This window comes from Deinococcus aetherius (assembly GCF_025997855.1).
Lineage (GTDB): Bacteria > Deinococcota > Deinococci > Deinococcales > Deinococcaceae > Deinococcus > Deinococcus aetherius.
In genome coordinates this window covers 2453773-2472800 of the sequence record NZ_AP026560.1, presented here as the reverse complement: position 1 = coordinate 2472800, position 19028 = coordinate 2453773, and the positions used below count along the sequence as shown (strand labels likewise).

The following is a 19028-nucleotide window of genomic DNA, read 5'->3' as shown; positions in this document are numbered from 1 at the left end:
TGATCTCCTTCGGGGCGCGTGCTAGTTTACCTGAGCCCTGCGCCCGTAGCTCAGTTGGATAGAGCGTTGGCCTCCGGAGCCAAAGGCCACAGGTTCGAGTCCTGTCGGGCGCGCCAGCCATCCGACGAACGCCACCCTCCCGGGTGGTGTTTTCGTTGTAGCTCCTGCCCGTTAAACCGGCGAGAGTGACTGGTGGGTTCCGAAGACGCACGCGGGCGATTCTAGCACGCTCCCTCAAGACCACATGAAGCCGGAAACGACGTTCTGGTCGTCATTTTCCGGCCTCCTCTCATGCGGGCGCGGTCAGGGCTGGCCCGCAATCTCCCGCGCCTGTTGTTCGGGTGGTCGCTGCCCGGCGAGAAGGGCGAAGGCCGCGAGGACCAGAACCGCGCCTGTGCCGAAGGTCGCGGTGGCGCCTGTACGCGAGTAGAGCTGACCACCGCCCAGGGGGCCGACCACCTGCGCGAGCGAGCCGAACGCCTGCGCGCCGCCCTGGACCTTGCCCTGCTCTTCCTGCGGCGTGGCGATGGAGACGAGCGCCCCCAGCGATGCGTTGAAGACGCCCTCTCCTATGGCGAAGGTCGCCACGGTGAGGTACAGCAGGGCCGCGATGGGGAAGACGGGCAGCAGGGCCAGGCCGACCATGCCCACCACGCCCATGCCCAGCCCCAGCAGCGCTACTCCGCGCTCGCCCAGTCGCCGCAGCAGGTGCGGCAGCACAAATCCCTGCGCCACGATGTCGCAGCCGCCCACGATGATGAAGGCGGTGCTGGTCTGCGCGGGTCCCCAGCCCAGCGTGTCGCGGGTGAGCAGCGCGAGCGCGATCTGCATCAGCGAGAAGGGCAGCAGGAACAGCACGCTCACAGACACCAGCCGCCGCACCGCCGGGTACGCCAGCGCGCCCGAGAGTTGCCGCAGCGGATTGAGGTGCGCGGCGCCAAAGTGCCGCTGGCGCCGCTCGGGCTTCAGGCTCTCGGGCAGGACGAAGGCGCCCCACAGCAGGTTGAGCCCCGCTACCCCCGCCGCCAGGAACATGGGCGCGCCCAGGCCCAGGTGCGAGGTGAGGCCCCCGACCGCCGGGCCGATGATGAAGCCCGCCCCGACCGTCGCGCCGATCTGCCCGAAGACCTTGCCGCGCTCCTCCCCCGGGGTGGTGTCGGCCACGTACCCGAAGATGGCGCTCAGGCCCCCGGCGCACAGCCCGTCGATCATGCGCCCCAGAAAGAGCATCCACAGGCTGCCGCCGATCCCGAAGATCAGGTAACCGATCCCCGAGCCTAGCAGGCTGAGCATCAGGACGGGCCGCCGCCCGTAGGCATCACTCAGGGCGCCCAGGACCGGCGAGGCGAAAAAGGAACACAGCGCGTAGGCCGCGCCCAGCAGGCCGATCACGGCCGCCTGCTGGGAGACATCCGGCACCTGCCCGGCCACGATGTACGGCAGGACCGGAAACACCAGCCCGATGCCGACGGCAAACAGGAAGGCCGTGACCAGCATGAACAGCAGCGGCGCACGTGATGAGGCTGGAGCTGAGGAGGTTTGAGTCATGCCCCCACGTTAGGAGGGTGGGGGAGGGCCGGTCTTGAAAAAAAGCGACATGGGCCGCGACCTGCCGCTAGGGGGCCGAGGCCGCACTCAGGGCATAGGTGGGGAGGCTGCCCAGCATCGATCCCAGTTCTAGTCCTTCCGGGTGAGCCGCGCCGCGCAGGCGGCTGAAGCCCGCGAAGGCGCCCGGCGTCATGTGCGACAGCGCCCGGAACTCGCGGGTGAGATGCGCCTGGTCCGAGAAGCCCAGCTCGTAGGCGAGGGGAGCGAGGGGTGTGTCGGGCCAAAGCCACAGGCGGTTGTGCACCTCCTCGAAGCGGATCAGGCGGGCCAGCGTCTTGGCGGGCACGCCCACCTCCTCCCGGAAGGCGCGCTCCAGTTGCCGGGGGCTGAGGCCCTGTTCCTCGGCCAGCGTCCCGATCCGCACGGTGCCCAGCGAGCCGTAGAGCCGCCCGGCGGCCTGCACGCCCGCCCCCGCCTCGCGGCCCCGCCCGGCCAGCAGGCCCAGCAGCCAGGCCTCCAGACACTCCCGCGCCCCCTCCCAGTCCCCCAGGGTGACCAGCGCGCAAACCTCGCGGGCCACCCCGCCGTACCCGGGCAGCAGGTCCAGCGACGCCGTCCCGATGGCCCAGCCGAACAGTTGCCGCGCGCCCCAGGGGTACAGGTCCACCCCCAGCGCGCGGGTCAGGCCGCGTGAGATGACCCGCAGCGGCTCCAGGCTCATGCCGAAAAGCGAGGCGGCGGACATCCGCTCCAGCTCGCCCGTGACCGGGGAGCCGTGCCAGGAGTCACCCGCGTAAAAGGTCAGGCGCACCGAGCGCTCCGGCAGGAAGCGGTGTTCCTCCTCGCCCGGCCCGTGGTGCTCCTCGACCTGCCAGTACAGCCGCACGCAGCCGCGCAAGCGGGGATCGGGCAGGAACTCCCGGTAGGGCGTGGGGATCGGCTGAGGTGGCTGCCGCCGCGCCAGTTCCAGGAGGGCATCGGGCAGGAACTCCCGGTAGGGCATAGGGGGCAGCATGCCACGCCCCGCGTTCGGGCGGTATCCGTGAAATGGCGGGGCGGGCGAAAGAGATGTGGTACACCGGGGCCATGGACCTCCTCTCCCTCCTCGAACGCCTGCCCGGCAGCTACGCCGGTCCTGCCCAGCCCGAGCCCGGCCCGCACGCGGTGATCGGGGTGGGAGAGGGCACCCTCGCCGCGCACCTCGCCGGGGCGCTCGTCTCCGGGACGCTGGCGCGGGACGGCGGCACCCAGTTCGTGATCGGGAGCGCGGACGCGGCGGACCCGGCCCGCGACTACGCCGACCTCGCCGAGGTGACGGGGGCGAAGGTGCGGCGGGTGAGCACCGGGGGCAGTCCTGACGACGTGGACGTGCTCGTGCCCGGGGGCCTGGGCACGACCTACCACGCGGCCCAGTACGTCGCCTACGCCAGCGGGCACGCGGATCAGGCGCAAGGCGCCGAACGCCTCCTCGCCGAGTTGCGGGACCGCTGCGCCCCGCAGGTGACCGAGGGCAACCCCGCCCGCGACCTCGCCTGGACCCTGTGGGGCCGCACGCCCCTGCTGCTCGCCGCGCCCGACGCCGACGCCCTGCCGCACGCCTGGCAGACCCTGCTCGCCCGGGTGGGCAAGACACTCGGCATCCCGGTCCTCGGCGATCCCCTTCCCCTCGTGACGGGCGCCTTCGAGGCCCAGCACGAGCGGGGGGACGCCAAGGTCGCCCTGATCCTGGGCGACCCCGACCCCGCCCTCAGCATCGCCCGCGAGGTGCTGGAGAGCCGGGTGGACGAGGTTGTGGCGGTCCCCTACCCACCGGGCACCGACCCGGGGCACCCCGGCGGGTACGCCGCGCAACTCGCCCTGTGGTACTTCGGCGCGTGGGTGGCCGCGTACCTCGCCGAGCGGTACGGGGCGCAGGGGGAGGACACCCCCGTCCTCGCCCGCGCGCAGGCGGTGCTGTCGGGCGAGGGTGATCCCAATGCCCTGGGCGTGGGCGCCCCCCGTGACGAGGGCGACCTGCGCCGCACCGACCTCGTCCGCGACTGGCGGGAGGACGACGACGAGGACCCGGACGAGGACGAACTGGACGACGAACGCTGAGGCGGGGGGACGGCTCAGGCCACCGCGAGCGCCTCGGCCTCCACCCGGTCGCGCCCGGCGCGCTTGGCGGCGTAGAGGAGGTTGTCGGCGCGCTCCAGGGCGGTGGACGCCGGATGCACCCCGGCGAGGCCCAGCGACACGGTGAGGGTAAGGTCGGGGTGGCCGGAGCGCGTGCCCACCTCCTGCGCCACCCGCCGCCGCAGCTCCTGGGCCAGGCCCACGGCCTCGGCGGTGCTCGTCTGCCGCAGCAGCACCGCGAACTCCTCCCCGCCGAAGCGGTAGGGACACCCGCGCCTGCCCAGGACCTCGCGCATGACGGCGGCGGTGGCCTCCAGCACCCGGTCGCCCGTGTCGTGGCCGCGCGTGTCGTTGACGAGCTTGAAGTGGTCGAGGTCGAGGAGCAGCACGTGCGAGATGTCCCCGGGGTGTGAGAGCGCCTCGTCGAGCGCGCGGCGGTTGCCCACGCCCGTCAGCTTGTCGGTGTAGGCGAGGTCGGTCAGGACCTCGGCCCGCTCCAGCGCCCGGAGCTGCGTGACCGTGATCGCCTGGGAGGCGAGCATCCCAATCGTCTGCGCCGCCGTGAGAAGCAGGGTGACGCTCGCCGCGTAGCCCGCGTCCCCGGTCGCCAGGTAGGCTCCATACGCCAGCGGGAGGTTGCTGGGGGCAAAGATGCCGAACGGCACCCACCAGCGCACCCCCGAATTTTCCACGTCCCGGGGCACCCCGCGCAGGGCGAGGGCACACAGCCCCACCACCAGCGCGAGGGAGAGCCCGTGGACCAGAGCCCGCTCGCCCCCGCGCCACACCTCGTAGGCGATCAGGGGCAGCGCCACCGTCACCCCGGCGGGCACCCCGCCGCCGATGGTGGCGAGCGCCACGGGCACCGCGCGCAGGTCGAGCGCCACCCCGCCCGCCAGCGGCACCGCGTTGGCGATCAGGACGAAACTGCTCGCCACCGTGAGCAGCGCCCGCAGCGCGATCTGGGTCCAGGTCCAGGCGTGCTTGAGGGAGCGCAGGGTCCAGCCGACCAGGAAGGTCGTGGTGCACAGCACGCAGAAGTTGACGAAGAGGTCGTTCAGCATGAGGGTCAGGGCCGAGCACGTCCAGGGTACAACCCAGGGCGTCACTTCTTCCTGACATGTGTGGCCGGATGGCAACTCATGAAGCGGACCTGCTCGCCCTCATGAGTCGGGGTGCGCGTTCCCGGTCGGTCAACCGCCCAGAGGCCGCCCGGCGAGTTCGCGGGCCGCCGCCCGCACCTCCCGGAGGGCGGCGGCCGAGTGGAGGGCCGCCAGGTAACGCCCGCGCAGAAGCCGCCCGGCCTCCGGGTCCCCGGGTTCCGTGGAGAGCCGGTGCAGCGCCTCGGCCACCTCACGCCGGGTCCGGCACCGCAGGTCGAAAAGAAGGGCACGCTCCGCCTGGGACGACATGCCCGGATGCTGAGGGCGCCGGTCTGACAAGGTTCTGACCACCCGGCCACTCCGGGTCGTGGCCCACAATGAGCGTCGCCCGCGCCCTCACGGGTCAACCACGCCCCGGTGTAGGCGCCGGGGCGTGGAGGCCCGCATGGATGAGGAGGATGCGAGCGACCACACGCGGCGATGCCTGGCCCGCGCGCTCGCCGAGGTGGGCAGGCCCCCCGACCCGGAGCGCGCCCGGGCCCTCGACCGCCTTCGGCAGGACTTCGTCGGTCTGCGGGGTTCAATGCTCGCCTCCCGGCTCGACCCGGCCTCGGCGCAGCGGCGGGTGAGGGAACTCGGCGGCGCCGCCGAGGGGTTGCTGCGGGACCTCACCGGGGAGACGGGGGGCAAGGGGCAGCTCTGAACAACCGGGGCCCGGCCCCCGCGCCCCCGCTCAGCCCTCCGCCAGCGCCAGTTCGGGCCCCCGGGCCCGCGCTTGGGCCCCCTCCAGGCCGAGGAGGTGCCGGACCGCCGCGCTCCAGCCCTCGTCGTCGAGGACCCGGTACAGGTGGGCCCACTGCCAGCGGCGGTAGGCGTCGGCGGCGGCCTCCAGCCTCGCCTCGTCCGCGTGCGTGTCCGCGAGGGGATTGGGCGGCGGCGGCGCGAGGTGGTGGCGGGTGAGCGCGCCCTCCAACTCCGCGAGGGTCTTGGGCCCCAGGGCGAAGGCGACCCGGCCCGCACCCAGCCAGCGCCGCAGGTCGTCCTCGGCGGGCAGGGCGTACAGGATCAGTTCGCCGCCGGGGGGCGCCTCTCCGGGGGAACGGAGAGTCAGGCCGGGCACCTGATCCCGCAGGTAAGCGGCGACCGCGCCGTCCGCGTAGGCCGCCGCTCCCGCCTTCAGGTGCCGCATGGCTTCCCTGGGGTCGAGGCGGGGGAGCGGGGCGACGTCCCCCGGGCTCCCCGCCAGCCCCAGCCGCCCCGGCGCCCTGAGCGCCTGCCCGTGCAGCTCCAGCCGGGTCCGCCCGCGCCACTCGCTCATGACGAGGTGGGTGGCGAGGTCGCGCTCGCCGGGGGTCGCGTCGCGCTCGCCGTGCTTGATGCCCCTCAGGGGCCCGACCTGGAATTGCAGGCTGTCCCCGCGCTTGCCGACGAGGCGGGTGGCGGCGAGCGGCTCGCGCACGTGCCACAGGGGCGGGGTGTGCCCGGTCCCGTACGGCTCGAAGGCGGCGGCCTCGGTCACCAGGTCCAGGGTCGCCCCCAGGGTCGGCAGCGGCGCGTCGAGCCGGTACTCGGGCACGGGGGGCGGGAACTGCCGGGCGTACTCGTGCAGCCTTCCCCGCAGGGCGGGGAGGTTGGCGGGGTCGATGGCGAAGCCCGCCGCGCCGGGGTGCCCCCCGTAGCGCCTCAGGAGGTCGTGGCTGTAGCGCAGCCCCTCCACCGCGCTGATCCCCGGCGTGCTGCGCACCGAGCCCTTGCCCTGCGCGACCACGAAGACGGGCTTGTGAAAGGTCTCCAGCAGCTTGCTCGCCACGATGCCCATCACGCCCGCGTGCCAGTCCTCCCGGGTCACCAGGATGGCGGGGGCCTCGGGGTCGGCGATCTCCAGCGCCTGCGCGAACATCCGGTCCTGGATCACCCGGCGTTCCTGGTTGCGCGCCTCCAGGTAGGTGGCGAGGGTCGCCGCCTCGTGCTCGCCAGTGGTCGTCAGCAGCCCGAGCGCGAGGTCCGCCTCCCCCAGCCGCCCCGCCGCATTCAGCAGCGGCGCGAGCAAAAAGGCCACGTCCCGCGCACTCGGCCGCAGGGCGCCCTTGGCCCGCAAGAGCGCCCGCACGCCCGGCAGCCGGGACTCCGCCAACGCCGGGAGCCCCACCCGCACGAGCGCCCGGTTCTCGCCGACCAGCGGGGCCACGTCCGCGACCGTGCCCAGCGTCGCCAGACCCGCGAGGTCGCGCGGCTCCCCCAGCCCGAGTTCTGCGCGCACCGCCCACAGCAGGTGGTACGCCACGCCCGCCCCCGTCAGGTTGTGCAGGGCGGGGTCGTACCGGGTCGTCAGGCTGGGGTGGACGACGAGGCAACTCGGGAAGTCGAGGCCCGGCGCGTGGTGGTCGGTGACGATGACCTCGACCCCACGCGCGAGGAGCGCCCCCACCTCCTCCAGGTTGGTGACCCCGCAGTCCACCGTGACGAGCAGGTCGCAGGCGGCGGCGTGTTCCTCCACCCGGTCAGGGTGGATGCCGTACCCCTCGTTCAGGCGGTGCGGGATGAAGCCGTGGACAATGGCCCCCAGCTCGCGCAGCCCCAGCACGAGGATGGCGGTCGCGCTTACCCCATCCGCGTCGTAGTCACCGTGGATGCGGATCCGCTTGCGTGCCCGAATCGCCGCCACAATGCGCCGCGCCGCCTCCCGCAGCGCCGGGTTGGGGGTCAGGGTCAGCGGCGGGTCGAGGTGGGCGGGGGTCAGGCCCCGGCCGTGGAGCACCTGCGCGAGGGGCGGCGACACCCGCCACGCGCGCATGGCGCTCAGCAGTTCCGCGCGGCTCGCCGGGGGGGAGAGCAGCCAGCGGGCCTCCGGGGAGGGGTGGACCTTCACGCGCTCCTCGCGGCGGGCTCGGACGGAGGCGCGCCCGGCAGGGTGCCCAGCCGGGCCTGGAGGGTGGCGGTGAGTCGGCCCTCCAGCGCCTCGCGCTCGCGCCTGACCCGGCGAACGCGCGTCCGGGCCCGCCACAGGGGCGGCAGCAGCAGCAGCAGCACGTAGCCCCCGCCCAGGCCCGTGAACACGGCGACGGCCACCCCGGTGGGTAGGGCGAGTTCGCCCCGGCCCAGCGGCAGCGGCAAGCGCACGGGCGCCGGGTTCTCCAGCGCGACGAGCAGCAGGTACGCCGCGAGCGCGAGGAGCAGCAGCACCTGGACGAACCCCACGAGTCGCATGGGGTCAGTCTAGCGCCGAAAAGTCCGCCCCGGCGGCGAGAATATGGGGTCGAAGTCAGGCAAAGAAAGAAGGCCCCGCCTGGGGGCCTCCCGGAGAGTGAGGAATCAGGTCAGAAGTAGAACTTCAGACCGGCCTTGACCGCGTTGCCGAAGCCACGGGTCGCGGCGGCGTCCTGGGCGGCCCCAACGCCCTTGTTGGTGAGGTAGTAGCGCGCGTCGGCCTCCGCGAAAGCCGAGATGGTGTCGGTGACCTGGAAGTCCACGCCGATGAGCGCGCTGACGTAGGTGTCGGTCGAGTTGCCGGTGGGGTTGGGGGTGGCCGCCGTGGCGCGGGTGCGGCTGCTCGTCAGACCCAGGCCCGCGCCCGCGTAGGGCTGGAAGCGGCCGAAGGTCGTGGCGACGGTGGCGTTCACGTCCGCCGAGATGGCGTTCGCGCCGGGGCGGTAGTCGGCAGCCACGCGTGCGCCCACCGGCCCGATGATCTGGGTGCTGCCGATCATGCCGCCGAAGCTGGCGCAGAAGTTCACCGCGCGGCCGTTCGCGTTCGGGATGTAGCAGTTCCCGAGCGAGCCCGCGCTCGCCGCGCCGATGCTCACCCCGGCGAAGAGGTTGCCGCGTGTGGGGGCGGTGGCGGCGGGCGCCGTGTCGCCGATCACGACGGTGCTGGGGGCGGGGGTCGTCGTGACGGTCCCGGTGGTATCGGTGCCCGTCGTCGTGGGGGCGGGCGTGGTCGTCGCGGGGGTGGTCGCGGCGTTGCGGGCGGCGGCCTCCAGCGCGTCGATGCGGGCCGTCAGGGCGGCGGTGTCGGTGCCCGCCGTGGCGGCAGGTGCGGTCGGGAGCGCGCGCACGGCGGCCTCCAGCGCGTCGATGCGGGCCGTCAGGGCGGCGGTGTCGGTCCCGGCCGTGCCGGTGCCGGTGCCCAGCGCGGCGATGCGGCCTTCCAGCGCGGTGATGCGGGCCTGCTGGTCGGCGCTGAGGCGCTCCAGGTCGGTCACGCGGGTGGTCAGGGCGGCCAGCTCGGTGCTGACCTCCTGGATGCCGCGCGTGATCGTGGTGAGGTCACCCTGGCTGAGGTTGCTGTTGCTGAGGCCGCCGTTTTGCAGCAGACGGTAGAAGATCAGCGCGGCCTGGTAGCGGGTCAGGCTCTCGTTGCCCCGGAAGGTGCCGTCCGGGAAGCCCTGGATCAGCCCGCGCTGCACGATCACGTCCACCGCGTCCTTCGCCCAGTGTCCGGCGGGCACGTCGCTGAAGGTCGTGACCTGACTGGGGGTCGCGGTCGTCGTGGCGGGCGCCGCCGCCGGGGTCGCGGCAGGCGTGGCCGTCTGGTCCGTCGTCTGCGTGGTGTTCGTCGCCGGAGTCGTCGGGGCGGGGGTGGTCTGGGTCGCGGGGGCGGCGGGCGTGGTCGTCTGGTCGGTCTGGGCGCTGGCGGCGCCGACGCTGAGGGCCAGGGTGGACGCGATGATCAGGGACTTGCGCATGAATTCTCCTTTACCTTCGCACGGGCACGGCCCTAGCCGCCCCGGTGCATGGGTTTACCGTAGGCAGCCCGCGTGAGTGCCTCGTGAAGCAGCCTGACGGAGCCTTGGGGACTGCGTTACAGTTCGTGGAAAAGCCGACGAAAAGCCCCTTGAATGAGCAAACCCTGAAGCCCGGAGGGTGGAGATGAGTCTCGCCAGCCAGGGCCCAGAGCGCCGAACCTCCTAATGAATGAGAAGCCTTGTCGTCTCTTCAGCCCCTCCTCTCATGAAGTGATCCTCATCCTCTTGTCTTGAAGGGTGGACCTAGGGTCGAGCTTCTCTTGGCGGACCGCTTCTCACCCACGCGGCACGGGTCCCTATACTCGCCCCCATGACCCAGATTCACGTGCGCGCACGGCCCGGGGACGTGGCCGAGTCCGTCTTGCTGCCGGGCGACCCCAACCGCGCCCGCCGCATCGCCGAGGAGTACCTGGAGGGCGCCACGCTCTACACCGAGCACCGCCAGCTCCTCGGCTTCACGGGCACCTACCGGGGCGTGCCCGTCAGCGTGCAGACGACCGGGATGGGCTGCCCGAGTGCCGCCATCGTCACCGAGGAACTCGCCCGGCTGGGGGCGCAGACCCTGATCCGGGTGGGCACGCTGGGGGGCGCGACCCCCGTGGTCAAGCCCGCCGACCTCGTGGTCGCCACCGCCTCGGTGCCGAACGACGGCACCACCCGGCAGTTTCTCGGCGGCGCCCCGTATGCCCCCGCCGCGAGTTTCGAGGTCGTCGAGGCCGCCGTCCGCGCCGCCCGGAAACTCGGGGTGCCCCACCACGTCGGCCTGGTGATGACCGAGGACGCCTTCTACGCGAGCACGCCCGAACACGCGTGGCTGTGGGCCTCGCGCGGGGTGCTGGGCTTCGAGATGGAGGCGAGCGCGATCTTCCTGGTGGCTGCCCAGCACGGCCTGCGCGCCGGGTGCCTGACGGCGTGCAGCAACGACATCGGCGACCCGCAGCTCGTTCCCGACGACGTGCTTGCGGGCGGGGTGGACCGGATGATCCGGGTGGCCCTGGACGCCATCGTGACCCTCGCCGGGGGGTAGGGGGGAGGCGCGGGGGCAACCCTTTCTTTTCTCCTGACCTCCCCGTGGCAGGATTGGGGCATGACGATGCTCGACGAGATCGAATTCCGTAACCTGCAACTCGACCAGCACGGGCCCATCGCCGTGCTGACGGTCACGCGGCCCAAGGCCCTCAACGCCCTGAACGCCGACACCCTCAACGAGCTCTCCCAGGCGGTCGAGGCCGTGATCGAGAATCCGGAGGTGGGCGCCCTGATCGTCACCGGGGGCGGGGACCGCGCCTTCGTGGCGGGGGCGGATATCCAGGAACTCTCGCAGCTCGACGGGGTGTACGCGGGCCGCGAACTCGCCCTGGCGGGGCAGGACGTGATGCACTCGGTCGCCAGCCTGCCGATTCCCGTGATCGCCGCCATCAACGGCTTCGCACTCGGTGGCGGCCTCGAACTCGCCCTGGCGTGTGACGTGCGGGTAGCCTCCCCGAACGCGAAACTCGGCCTGCCGGAAGTCTCCCTCGGGCTGATCCCCGGCTTCGGCGGTACGCAGCGCCTCGCGCGGCTGGTCGGCTCGGGGCGGGCGCTCGACATGATGCTCACGGCGCGGCAGGTCGGGGCCGAGGAGGCGCTCGGCATGGGGCTGGTGAACTACGTGGCCGACGATCCCCTCACCAGGGCGCGCGAGGTGGCGGAGCAGATGCTGAGGAATGCGCCCATCGCCCTCTCGCTCGTGAAGGAGGCGGTGCGCCGGGGGCTCGACACCTCGCTGGAGGCGGGGCTGGAGGTGGAGGCGGACCTCTTCGGGATGACGGTCGCCACCCAGGATTTCCGCGAGGGAACTGCGGCTTTCCTCGCCAAGCGCCGGGCGGCCTTTCAAGGTGAGTGAGGCCAGGGTGAGTGAACGCCGTTCAGAGGGGCCACCCGGGGACGAGCGGCTGGGACTGGAGGACAGCATGTCGGGAGAGCAGAAGTTCACCCTCAGCGTGCAGGACGGCACCGTGCAGGACGTGGAGAGCCGCCACCCGGAGGCGGCCCTCGCCCCGGCCGGCGTGAACGGGGCGCGCGTGGTGGAGTACACGACGCCGCGCGCCAAGCTGATCGAGGAGGCCCACCGGGCGATCTGCGCCGACCTCGCTGACTACCCCCGGGCGCTTGCCGCCTACGAGGCCCTGCGCGCCGACCCCGAGGCCCTGGCGCACTGGGACATGGCGAACTACATCACCATGCGCAAGCTCGGCTACAACGACCACGGGCGCGTCCACGCCTTCATCACGGGCGCGGCGAGCCTGGCGATCACCGAGCTGCTGCTGGAGGCGGGCGTCAAACCCGACCTGATGGAGTCCGGCGTGGGCGACCCCGACGACGTGTTCCTGACCGTGATCCTGGGGACGATGCTCCACGACATCGGCAACCAGATTCACCGGGTCGGCCACGAGGGGCACGGGGTCGCGCTGGCGCTGCCGATCCTCGACCGCATCATGGGCCCCCTCTACCCCGACCCCTTCAAGCGGATGAAGGTGCGCTCCTTCATCCTGGGCGCGATCAACTGCCACGACCTCAACCCGCCGCCGCTGACCCTGGAGGGCGGCATCACGGCGGTCGCCGACGGCACCGACATCACCAAGGGCCGGGGCCGCAAGGCCTTCGCGCTGGGCAGCGTGGACATCCACTCCATCAGCGCCCTGGCGGTGGATCAGGTCGTCATCGAGCGGGGGCGCGACATGCCCGTCCTCATCAACGTGACCATGAACAACTCGGGCGGCATCTTCCAGGTCGAGGAGGTGCTGGCCCCCAAGGTGATCCGCACGCCCATGCGGCGTTACGTCGAGTTGCGCGCCTCCATCCGGCCGCAGGGTGAAGCCCAGATCCTCAGCCGGGTGCGGCTCGACGGCGACCATTTCGTGATGGACTTAGAGAGTGGCGAGAGAGTGGTGACCGAGGTGCAGGACACGCAGAAGCAGATGGCCGAGGCCATCGCGCAGAACCTGGGGGTGGGGACGGAACGGCGGTAGGGGGCCCTGGTTGGGTCGCTTCAACAGACTGGACGTTGTGAGGAGTCGGAAAGAACATGTCTTTTTTCTGTTGCTGCGGCCATCGTATCCATGACGAGCCGGAGGGCCTGCCGTACTACGGCCGTGTCCTTCCTGATCGTCAGGCGGCTGTGAGTCTCGATCTCATCCCACGTGCAATTGCGTCCTACTTGAACGCACGACTCCAGGGAAAAGAGCAGAGCTGGCAAACTCACTTTTTCGGCCCTCAGTATGCAGGGATGAACCTGAAGGACGAGGAGGTCATCTTCGACATCATGAACCGTTGCAGCAACGTCGCCGGGAATGTTCTGGAGGTCTGGCAATGTCAAAACTGCGGACGGCTCTACGTCGAGGATTGGCGTGACAGCACCCGACTGATCGCCTTCAAACCTGAGAACGAGGGGGTCCCGAACGTGTTTGCGGTTCCCGAGCCGGACACCCAGAGTTTGGACTTCTAATCAGGAGGCCCGACGGTCCTCCCGCCCCCACCTGTACGAAAATCGGCCCTCCTCGCCTCCCCGGCCGCTCTACACTGAGGGGGTGAAGAGGGTCTGGGCCGTGGGTCTGTCTGCCGCCGCGCTGCTGGGCGGGGCGCTTGCCGTGGGGGTCACCGTGCAGGGGGACGACCGGCTCGCCCCCGGCCTGCGGGTCGCCGGGGTGGACGTGGGCGGCCTGACCCGCGAGGCGGCGGCCCTGGCCCTGAAGGAACGGGAGGGCGCCGCGCCCCGGGTGACGGTCCGGGCGGGCCCCCGCACCTGGACGGTGGGCGCGGATCGGCTCGGCTGGCGGGCGGACGTGGGGGCGAGCCTGGACGCCGCCGCGCGGGCGAGCGCGGAGCGGAACGTGCTGGAGCGCCTTCAGGGCCTGATCGGGCAGGCCAGGGTGCAGGAGTTCCCCCTGGTGACGGGGGTGGACGCCGCGAAGGCTCGCTCGGGGCTGGCGACGCTGACCCGTGAGGTCAACACCCAGCCCAGGAACGCCCGCGCCATCTTCGACAAGACCACCCTCCGCTACGCCGTGACCCCCGACGCCCCCGGCCGCCGCGCCGCCGTCGAGGTCGCCGCGAACGCCTACGCCGCCAATCCGGCCCTCACCACCCTGACTGTGTCCGTGACCGAGTGGAAGGCCGGGGTCACCGCCGAGAGCCTGCGGGGGCACGCCCTGCTGGGCAACCGCCTGATGCGGCCCCTCACCGTGCGGCTGGAGGGCACGGACCTCACGGGCGAGCTGAAGCCTCTTCAGGTCGCCAACCTGTACTGGGTGCGCGGCGAGGGCATCGTCCTCGACGAGGGGATGGTGAAGGCCGTCTTCAAACGCCTCACGGGGGAGATGGACCGCCCCGCGCAGAACGCCCGCTATGCCCTGCGCGGCGGCGAATTCGTGAAGGTGGGCGAGCAGGCCGGGCGCGTCACCGACCGACAGGCCGCCCTCGCCGCCTTCCGGGAGGCGATCCTGAACCCGGCGGTCACGACCGTCGTGTTCCCGGGCGAGGTCAGCGTGCCCACCCTGACCGCCGCCGAGTTGCCCGACCCGGCGGGGCTCGAACTCATCGCCAGGGGGCGCAGCACCTACTTCCACAGCAGCCCCCAGCGGCGGGTCAACGTCGCCAACGCCGCCGCCAGGATCAGCGGGATGGTCGTGCCCGCCGGGGAGGACTTCAGCTTCCTGGGCGCGCTGGGACCCATCACGCCCGGCAACGGCTTCGTGGGCGGACTCATCATCAGCGGGGGGCGCACGGTGGACGGGCTGGGCGGCGGGGTGTGTCAGGTGTCCACCACGACCTTCCGCGCCCTGTACTCGGCGGGGCTGCCCGTCGTCGAGCGCAACTCGCACTCGTACCGGGTGGGCTACTACGAGCCGCAGGTGGGCTTCGAGGCCGCCGTGTACGACCCCGGCGTGGACCTGAGGATGAGGAACGACACCCGCGCCCCCATCCTGATCAAAACGGTGAACGACAATGCGCGCAGCACGCTGGAGGTGCAGGTGTGGGGGGTCAAACCGGAGCGCACCGTCACCGTTCACCCCGCCGTGATCCTCTCGCGCACGCCGCACCCGCCCGCCCAGTACGTGGCGAACCCGGAGATGCGTCCCGGCGCCCTGCGGCAGGTGGACTGGGCCCAGGACGGCTACAAGCTCTACATCACCCGGACGATCAAGGACAGCCGGGGCGTCCGCACCGACAAGGTGAGCACAGAGTACAAGCCCTGGCGCGCGGTGTACGAGTTCGGGCCGCGCGGCTGAGAGGGAAGGCTTTACCGGGGTTCCTTCCCCGCCAACCGTGAGGGAACCAGTCGCCCCAGCAGGGTCACGAGGTCCGGGTCCATGAACTCGTAGTCGTCGGGGACACCGAGGGTGACGAGGCGGTCGTCGGGTAGGACACCGCGCAGCTTCGAGCGAAGTCCTGTCGCGGTGACTCTTCTCCATGCACACCGCCACGTCCGCCCACTCCAGCAGGTCGCGGGTGAGGGGCGTGTCGGCGTCCCGCGCCGTCCCTGCCGAGGCGACCTCCCAATCCGGGAGGGTGCGGAAGAGGGCCTCGGCGGTCGGGCTGCGCAGCCGATTCTGGGTGCAGACGAACAGCACCCGCAGGGGACGGGTCACGGTTCCTTCCCCCGGGTCAGCCACTCCGCCTCGAAGTCGGCCTGCTTCGCCGGGGCCTGTGCTCGTGCCCACTCGGCCGCAGCCTCCACGTCGTACCCGGTGCGGCGGAACTCGGGGGCCCAGGTTCCCCGGCGGCGGGTCAGCAGCACCCAGCGGGCGAGGGGCAGCCCGTCCTTCTGGCGGCTGACCGGGCCCGCGTTCACCACGGTCACGCCGTCCACCACGCTCAGCATCTCGCGGTGGGTGTGCCCGACGACGCAGACCCGCCCGCCGTTCTCGAAGGTGAAGTCTCCCAGCCGCTCCCGCACCTCACGGAAGTGAGCGGGGTGGGTGTGTTCGCCCACCTCCGTCAGCAGCAGGTCCTCCCACGGGCTGCGGGGGCTGCCGTGCGCCACGCGGACCTCGCCGCCCGCCACGTCGAGAAAGGTGGGCAGGGCGGCGAGGAGGTCCGGCACGTCGGCCGGGAGCTGGGTCCACAGCCAGGCGCGCATGGTCTCCTTGCCCCCGCGCAGCCCGGCCACCCGCTCGTCGGTGTTGCCGCGCACGCTGGGCGGGGCGTGCTCCCGCTGGAGGGCCCACGCGCCACCCGGGTCCGCCGCCCCCCAGACGGTATCGCCGAGGTTGAGCACCATGTCGGGCGCCGCCTCCCAAACCCCTTCCAGTACCGCCTCCAGCGCGGGGCGGTTGCCGTGAACGTCGCCCAGAACGGCGAGCCTCATGCCTTCCTCCTTGTCTCACTCCCGGGGCGACAGGACGCGGGTCTTCCCTGGCGACTCCCCCTACTGCGGTCTGCGGATCGCCGCGAAGATCAGGCCGAAGAGCACGCAGGTGAACAAGGTGGCGAAGAGCGAGGCGGTCGCGTTGAAGGTGGGGCGCAGGGCGTCGCCCGTGAAGCGGTAGACGGCGTAGGGGGCCAGCCAGCCCAGGGCGTAGAGCAGGGCGCGGCGGGGGTAGGCGCGGGTGGCCGCCGCCTCGGGGAACATGCGGGCCGGAACGAGCATCGCGGGAATCAGGAGGAGTTGCGCGAGCCAGAACCACGCGGGCAGGTTCCCGAACCCGTACTCCACCCCTGAAAAGACCACGTTCAGGGCCGCGATCAGGAGGCCCGTCACGAGCATGGAACGAAGCAGCAGCGAGTTCACACCCGGCATGTTCGCACAGACCACCCGCTCGTCCCGTGTCGGTCGAACCAGTCTCGCCTCCCCTCGCCCCGCAGGCGGATGGTCCGGCCGCGCTGCTCCCCGCGCGATCAGGTCCAGTTCCGGGCCCGGCCCCGGGGTGACGGGGACGCCGGTTGTGCGCGCCCCGGCCCGCCCGCCATCATGGGCGCGATGACCGATCACACCTCCAGAGACCCCCTGCACGGCGTCACCCTCGAACAGATCGTCGTGCGGCTCGCGGAACGCTACGGCTGGGACGGTCTGGCGCGGCGGGTGCCCGTGCGGTGCTTCGAGAACAATCCCAGCGTAGCCTCCAGCCTCAAGTTCCTGCGGAGGACACCCTGGGCGCGGGCGAAGGTGGAGGCGCTGTACGTGGCCCTCGCGCGCGACGAGCGGGAAACCTGAAGCCCGCTCCTCCCGCCCCGCCAGGACCTCCGCCGACTCCCGCTGGAGGTACGCCGGGCGTGAGGGTCGGCGCGTCCACCACCCGCCCGCCTCCCCGCTCGCGGCGCAGGCCCAGGGAGCGGGTGAGAGTCAGGCGCGTGCGTCCTTCCCCTCCCGGTCACCAGCTCCACCCGCACCCCGTCCGGTTCCCGGGGAGGGAAACTCGCCCGCCGTCATGCCTCAGCGGAGGGGGAGGCCACGGGAAACCGGCCCCCACGCGGAGAGCCGGTCCTGTTCTGGCGACAACCAGGCTTCCTGCGAAAATTGCAGAAAGCAGAAGGCGCTCGCCCTTGGCTTTCGGCCTTCTGCCTTTGACCTTCTGCGCTCCTGGGCGCCCACTTCCGTGAGAAGTCCATGGGGATGATCGCTCCGGTCGGCGCAGGCCGCGTCCTCCGGTTGAACTGGGAAGGGGCCGGGGCCCGTACCCTGGGTGTGACGTGGCTATCTGCCGAACTGGCCTGGGCCCGGGGGCGCCGCAGCGTGGGGGCTGACCCGGTGCCCGACGACGGCACCCTGGCCGCCCGGTTGCGCGGGCGCGACGAGGAGGCCCTGGCCGAACTCTACGACCGCCACGCCGGGGCGGTGCACGGGGTGCTCGTGCGCCTGCTGGGCGCGGCGGGCGCGGCCGACACCCTGCAAGAGGTCTTCCTGACCCTCTGGAACCATCCCGAGAGGTACGACCCCGCCCGCGCCGGGCTGCGCGCCTACCTGCTCGTGCTCGCGCGCTCGCGGGCGCTCGACCGCCTGCGCGCCGAGCGGGCCCACCTCCCCCTGGTGGACGAGGCGGGCGAGACGCTGCCCCTCCCCGACCCCCGACCCGGCCCCGGCGAGCGGGCCGAGGCCGAGCGGCGGGGGGAACGGGTGCGGGCCGGGCTCGCCCACCTGAGCCCCGCGCACCGCGAGACCGTGAGCCGCGCCTTCCTCCAGGGCCAGAGCCGCGAGGAGATCGCGGGAGCAATGGGCGTGCCGGTGGGCACGGTCAAAAGCCGCCTGAAGTACGCCCTGGACCACCTGCGGCGCGTGCTGGGCGAGGAGGCGGGAACATGGCTGGACTAGACGCGAAGGGCGTGACGTGTGAGGAGGTTAGGGAGGCCCTGGAGGCGCACGTCTCGCGGGGCGGGCCGCTGCCGGGGGAGGTCGCCGCGCACCTGGCCTCCTGCCCCGACTGCGCCCGGGAACTCGCCCTGCTGCGGGCGGTCGAACGGGCCCTGCTGGAGGAGGTGCCCGAGCACTCCCCCCCGCCCGAACTTCGCACGGCCGTCCTGAGCCGTGCCCGGCGGACCCGCCGCCGAGCTGGTCCCAGGCTGCCTGCCCTGCGCCCGGCCTGGGGCCTGGGGCTCGCGGCGGCGCTGGCGGCGCTCCTCGTCACGGGGACGCTCCTGACTGGGTCGCGCACGTCGGCGGGGCCCCTGCCCGACCCGGCGGTGGTCGTGAGCACGGGGGACGCCCTGATCGTGGCGAGCAACGACCGCGCGGGGACCGTCACGCTCGTGCAGGGCGACCGGGCGCGGGCCTCGCTGCAAACCGCCGGACGCCAGCCCGCCTGGTTCACCGAGGGCGTGCGGCTGGGGGACCGGGTCTACCTCGCCGACGCCGCCAACGACCGGGTGCTGGAACTCCAACCCGGGCCCCTGCGCGTGCTGCGCAGCGTCCCTGTGCCGGGCGGGGTGGCGGGCCTTGCGGCCGGGGACGGGGTGGTCTACTTCAAGAGCGTGCGCGGCGAGGTGGGCCGTCTCGGCGGGCCGGTGGTCGCCCTGGCCCGCGAGGGGGAGATGGGGCTGGCGGACGTGATGGACGGGGTGCTGCTCCGCCGGGGTCGGCTGTACGTCACCCACCACCTCAGCGGCGAGGTCTGTGTGCTCGACCCCGTCAGCCTGCGGGTGGAGGCCCGGCTGCGGGTGGGCGGCGCTCCCGTCGCCCTGGCCCAGACCCGGGACGGCGTGCTCGTCCTCGACCTGAAGGGCCGTCTCCTGCGGCTGGACGACGCCGGGCAGGTCACCCGCGAGTGGGCCGTGCCGGGCACCCCCGACAAGCTGACGCTGAACGGCGACCTCGCCCTCCTCAGCGACCGGGCGGGCCGGGTCACGCGGGTGAACCTGGCGAGCGGGGCGGTGACCCCCGTTCCCGCCCGGCACCCGATGGACGTGGCGGCCCTGCCCGGCGGCACCTTCGCCGTCGCGGAGGGCGCCGTGGAGGGAAGAGGCGCGGGTGTGCGGCTCCTCGACGCCTCCCTCGCCACCCGGGGACGGCTGGGGCATTGAACCTCCGGCCTGCCTCCCCCCG

The 19028-nt window shown here is 72.5% G+C and carries 19 protein-coding genes, 1 tRNA gene and 1 pseudogene; 11 read left to right on the top strand and 10 right to left on the bottom strand.

Annotated elements, in window-relative coordinates:
- Nucleotides 1-39 precede the first annotated feature (39 nt).
- Nucleotides 40-116: transfer RNA gene (locus tag DAETH_RS12605), tRNA-Arg, on the top strand.
- Between the two features lie 187 nt (nt 117-303).
- Here DAETH_RS12605 and DAETH_RS12600 read toward each other — a convergent pair.
- A complete protein-coding gene (locus DAETH_RS12600) occupies nt 304-1548 on the bottom strand; it encodes an MFS transporter (protein WP_264775230.1) in 1245 nt (414 codons plus the stop codon).
- Between the two features lie 67 nt (nt 1549-1615).
- Nucleotides 1616-2563 (bottom strand): AraC family transcriptional regulator, encoded by a 948-nt coding sequence (locus DAETH_RS12595; RefSeq protein WP_264775229.1) that lies wholly within the window; start codon nt 2561-2563, stop codon nt 1616-1618.
- A gap of 71 nt (nt 2564-2634) precedes the next feature.
- Between DAETH_RS12595 and DAETH_RS12590 the strand changes: the two genes are divergently transcribed.
- Nucleotides 2635-3645 (top strand): SIS domain-containing protein, encoded by a 1011-nt coding sequence (locus DAETH_RS12590; RefSeq protein ID WP_264775228.1) that lies wholly within the window; start codon nt 2635-2637, stop codon nt 3643-3645.
- A 14-nt stretch (nt 3646-3659) separates the two neighbouring features.
- On the opposite strand, the gene DAETH_RS12585 is transcribed toward DAETH_RS12590, so the two are convergent.
- Nucleotides 3660-4772 carry a GGDEF domain-containing protein gene (locus DAETH_RS12585; protein WP_264775227.1) on the bottom strand — a complete coding sequence of 371 codons (1113 nt, stop codon included), beginning with the start codon at nt 4770-4772 and terminating at the stop codon, nt 3660-3662.
- A gap of 84 nt (nt 4773-4856) precedes the next feature.
- Entirely contained in the window at nt 4857-5075 is a 219-nt protein-coding gene (locus tag DAETH_RS12580) for a hypothetical protein (protein ID WP_264775226.1), read from the bottom strand.
- A gap of 136 nt (nt 5076-5211) precedes the next feature.
- On the opposite strand from DAETH_RS12580, the gene DAETH_RS12575 reads away from it, so the two are divergent.
- Nucleotides 5212-5469, top strand: coding sequence for a hypothetical protein (locus tag DAETH_RS12575; RefSeq protein WP_264775225.1), 258 nt, complete (start codon nt 5212-5214; stop codon nt 5467-5469).
- A 30-nt stretch (nt 5470-5499) separates the two neighbouring features.
- On the opposite strand, the gene DAETH_RS12570 is transcribed toward DAETH_RS12575, so the two are convergent.
- The 3 genes from DAETH_RS12570 to DAETH_RS12560 form a co-directional block, all read right to left on the bottom strand.
- Nucleotides 5500-7560: a DHH family phosphoesterase gene (locus tag DAETH_RS12570; protein WP_264777437.1), complete on the bottom strand. Its 2061-nt coding sequence runs from the start codon at nt 7558-7560 to the stop codon at nt 5500-5502.
- A 71-nt stretch (nt 7561-7631) separates the two neighbouring features.
- On the bottom strand, nt 7632-7973 hold the full coding sequence (locus tag DAETH_RS12565; protein ID WP_264775224.1) for a hypothetical protein: 342 nt from the start codon (nt 7971-7973) through the stop codon (nt 7632-7634).
- Between the two features lie 110 nt (nt 7974-8083).
- On the bottom strand, nt 8084-9451 hold the full coding sequence (locus tag DAETH_RS12560; RefSeq protein ID WP_264775223.1) for an S-layer homology domain-containing protein: 1368 nt from the start codon (nt 9449-9451) through the stop codon (nt 8084-8086).
- A 370-nt stretch (nt 9452-9821) separates the two neighbouring features.
- Between DAETH_RS12560 and DAETH_RS12555 the strand changes: the two genes are divergently transcribed.
- From DAETH_RS12555 to DAETH_RS12535, 5 genes are all read left to right on the top strand, one after another.
- Entirely contained in the window at nt 9822-10538 is a 717-nt protein-coding gene (locus DAETH_RS12555; RefSeq protein ID WP_264775222.1) for a phosphorylase family protein, read from the top strand.
- A 60-nt stretch (nt 10539-10598) separates the two neighbouring features.
- Entirely contained in the window at nt 10599-11396 is a 798-nt protein-coding gene (locus DAETH_RS12550) for an enoyl-CoA hydratase-related protein (protein WP_264775221.1), read from the top strand.
- A 67-nt stretch (nt 11397-11463) separates the two neighbouring features.
- Nucleotides 11464-12522 (top strand): phosphohydrolase, encoded by a 1059-nt coding sequence (locus DAETH_RS12545; RefSeq protein ID WP_264777436.1) that lies wholly within the window; start codon nt 11464-11466, stop codon nt 12520-12522.
- 257 nt (nt 12523-12779) lie between these two features.
- Entirely contained in the window at nt 12780-12998 is a 219-nt protein-coding gene (locus DAETH_RS12540; RefSeq protein ID WP_264775220.1) for a hypothetical protein, read from the top strand.
- An 82-nt stretch (nt 12999-13080) separates the two neighbouring features.
- Nucleotides 13081-14781, top strand: a complete 1701-nt coding sequence (locus DAETH_RS12535) for a VanW family protein (protein ID WP_264775219.1) — start codon at nt 13081-13083, stop codon at nt 14779-14781.
- Nucleotides 14782-15069: 288 nt separating this feature from the next.
- Here DAETH_RS12535 and DAETH_RS12530 read toward each other — a convergent pair.
- The 3 genes and pseudogenes from DAETH_RS12530 to DAETH_RS12520 all read right to left on the bottom strand — a co-directional run.
- Nucleotides 15070-15123 (bottom strand): annotated as a pseudogene (locus DAETH_RS12530) (hypothetical protein); the annotation flags it as partial.
- Between the two features lie 14 nt (nt 15124-15137).
- Nucleotides 15138-15860: a metallophosphoesterase family protein gene (locus tag DAETH_RS12525; protein ID WP_264775218.1), complete on the bottom strand. Its 723-nt coding sequence runs from the start codon at nt 15858-15860 to the stop codon at nt 15138-15140.
- A 60-nt stretch (nt 15861-15920) separates the two neighbouring features.
- On the bottom strand, nt 15921-16484 hold the full coding sequence (locus tag DAETH_RS12520) for a hypothetical protein (RefSeq protein WP_264775217.1): 564 nt from the start codon (nt 16482-16484) through the stop codon (nt 15921-15923).
- Between DAETH_RS12520 and DAETH_RS12515 the strand changes: the two genes are divergently transcribed.
- The 3 genes from DAETH_RS12515 to DAETH_RS12505 all read left to right on the top strand — a co-directional run bounded on the left by DAETH_RS12515 (nt 16473) and on the right by DAETH_RS12505 (nt 19006).
- The gene (locus DAETH_RS12515) at nt 16473-16706 is read left to right on the top strand and encodes a VF530 family protein (protein ID WP_264775216.1); all 234 of its coding nucleotides are present in this window, start codon (nt 16473-16475) and stop codon (nt 16704-16706) included. The genes DAETH_RS12520 and DAETH_RS12515 overlap by 12 nt on opposite strands.
- 393 nt (nt 16707-17099) lie before the next feature.
- The gene (locus DAETH_RS12510; RefSeq protein WP_264775215.1) at nt 17100-17801 is read left to right on the top strand and encodes a sigma-70 family RNA polymerase sigma factor; all 702 of its coding nucleotides are present in this window, start codon (nt 17100-17102) and stop codon (nt 17799-17801) included.
- The gene (locus tag DAETH_RS12505; RefSeq protein WP_264775214.1) at nt 17789-19006 is read left to right on the top strand and encodes a hypothetical protein; all 1218 of its coding nucleotides are present in this window, start codon (nt 17789-17791) and stop codon (nt 19004-19006) included. Before DAETH_RS12510 ends, DAETH_RS12505 begins: the two co-directional genes overlap by 13 nt.
- Nucleotides 19007-19028: the final 22 nt, after the last annotated feature.

Excerpts from the sequence above, each read along its gene's own strand:
- DAETH_RS12575 (WP_264775225.1), top strand. The coding sequence starts at position 5,212 with ATGGATGAGGAGGATGCGAGCGACCACACGCGGCGATGCCTGGCCCGC.
- DAETH_RS12590 (WP_264775228.1), top strand. The coding sequence starts at position 2,635 with ATGGACCTCCTCTCCCTCCTCGAACGCCTGCCCGGCAGCTACGCCGGT.
- DAETH_RS12510 (WP_264775215.1), top strand. The coding sequence starts at position 17,100 with ATGGGGATGATCGCTCCGGTCGGCGCAGGCCGCGTCCTCCGGTTGAAC.
- DAETH_RS12545 (WP_264777436.1), top strand. The coding sequence starts at position 11,464 with ATGTCGGGAGAGCAGAAGTTCACCCTCAGCGTGCAGGACGGCACCGTG.
- DAETH_RS12505 (WP_264775214.1), top strand. The coding sequence starts at position 17,789 with ATGGCTGGACTAGACGCGAAGGGCGTGACGTGTGAGGAGGTTAGGGAG.
- DAETH_RS12580 (WP_264775226.1), bottom strand. The coding sequence starts at position 5,075 with ATGTCGTCCCAGGCGGAGCGTGCCCTTCTTTTCGACCTGCGGTGCCGG.
- DAETH_RS12565 (WP_264775224.1), bottom strand. The coding sequence starts at position 7,973 with ATGCGACTCGTGGGGTTCGTCCAGGTGCTGCTGCTCCTCGCGCTCGCG.
- DAETH_RS12600 (WP_264775230.1), bottom strand. The coding sequence starts at position 1,548 with ATGACTCAAACCTCCTCAGCTCCAGCCTCATCACGTGCGCCGCTGCTG.
- DAETH_RS12550 (WP_264775221.1), top strand. The coding sequence starts at position 10,599 with ATGACGATGCTCGACGAGATCGAATTCCGTAACCTGCAACTCGACCAG.
- DAETH_RS12525 (WP_264775218.1), bottom strand. The coding sequence starts at position 15,860 with ATGAGGCTCGCCGTTCTGGGCGACGTTCACGGCAACCGCCCCGCGCTG.
- DAETH_RS12540 (WP_264775220.1), top strand. The coding sequence starts at position 12,780 with ATGAACCTGAAGGACGAGGAGGTCATCTTCGACATCATGAACCGTTGC.
- DAETH_RS12570 (WP_264777437.1), bottom strand. The coding sequence starts at position 7,560 with ATGCGCGCGTGGCGGGTGTCGCCGCCCCTCGCGCAGGTGCTCCACGGC.
- DAETH_RS12555 (WP_264775222.1), top strand. The coding sequence starts at position 9,822 with ATGACCCAGATTCACGTGCGCGCACGGCCCGGGGACGTGGCCGAGTCC.
- DAETH_RS12595 (WP_264775229.1), bottom strand. The coding sequence starts at position 2,563 with ATGCTGCCCCCTATGCCCTACCGGGAGTTCCTGCCCGATGCCCTCCTG.
- DAETH_RS12515 (WP_264775216.1), top strand. The coding sequence starts at position 16,473 with ATGACCGATCACACCTCCAGAGACCCCCTGCACGGCGTCACCCTCGAA.
- DAETH_RS12560 (WP_264775223.1), bottom strand. The coding sequence starts at position 9,451 with ATGCGCAAGTCCCTGATCATCGCGTCCACCCTGGCCCTCAGCGTCGGC.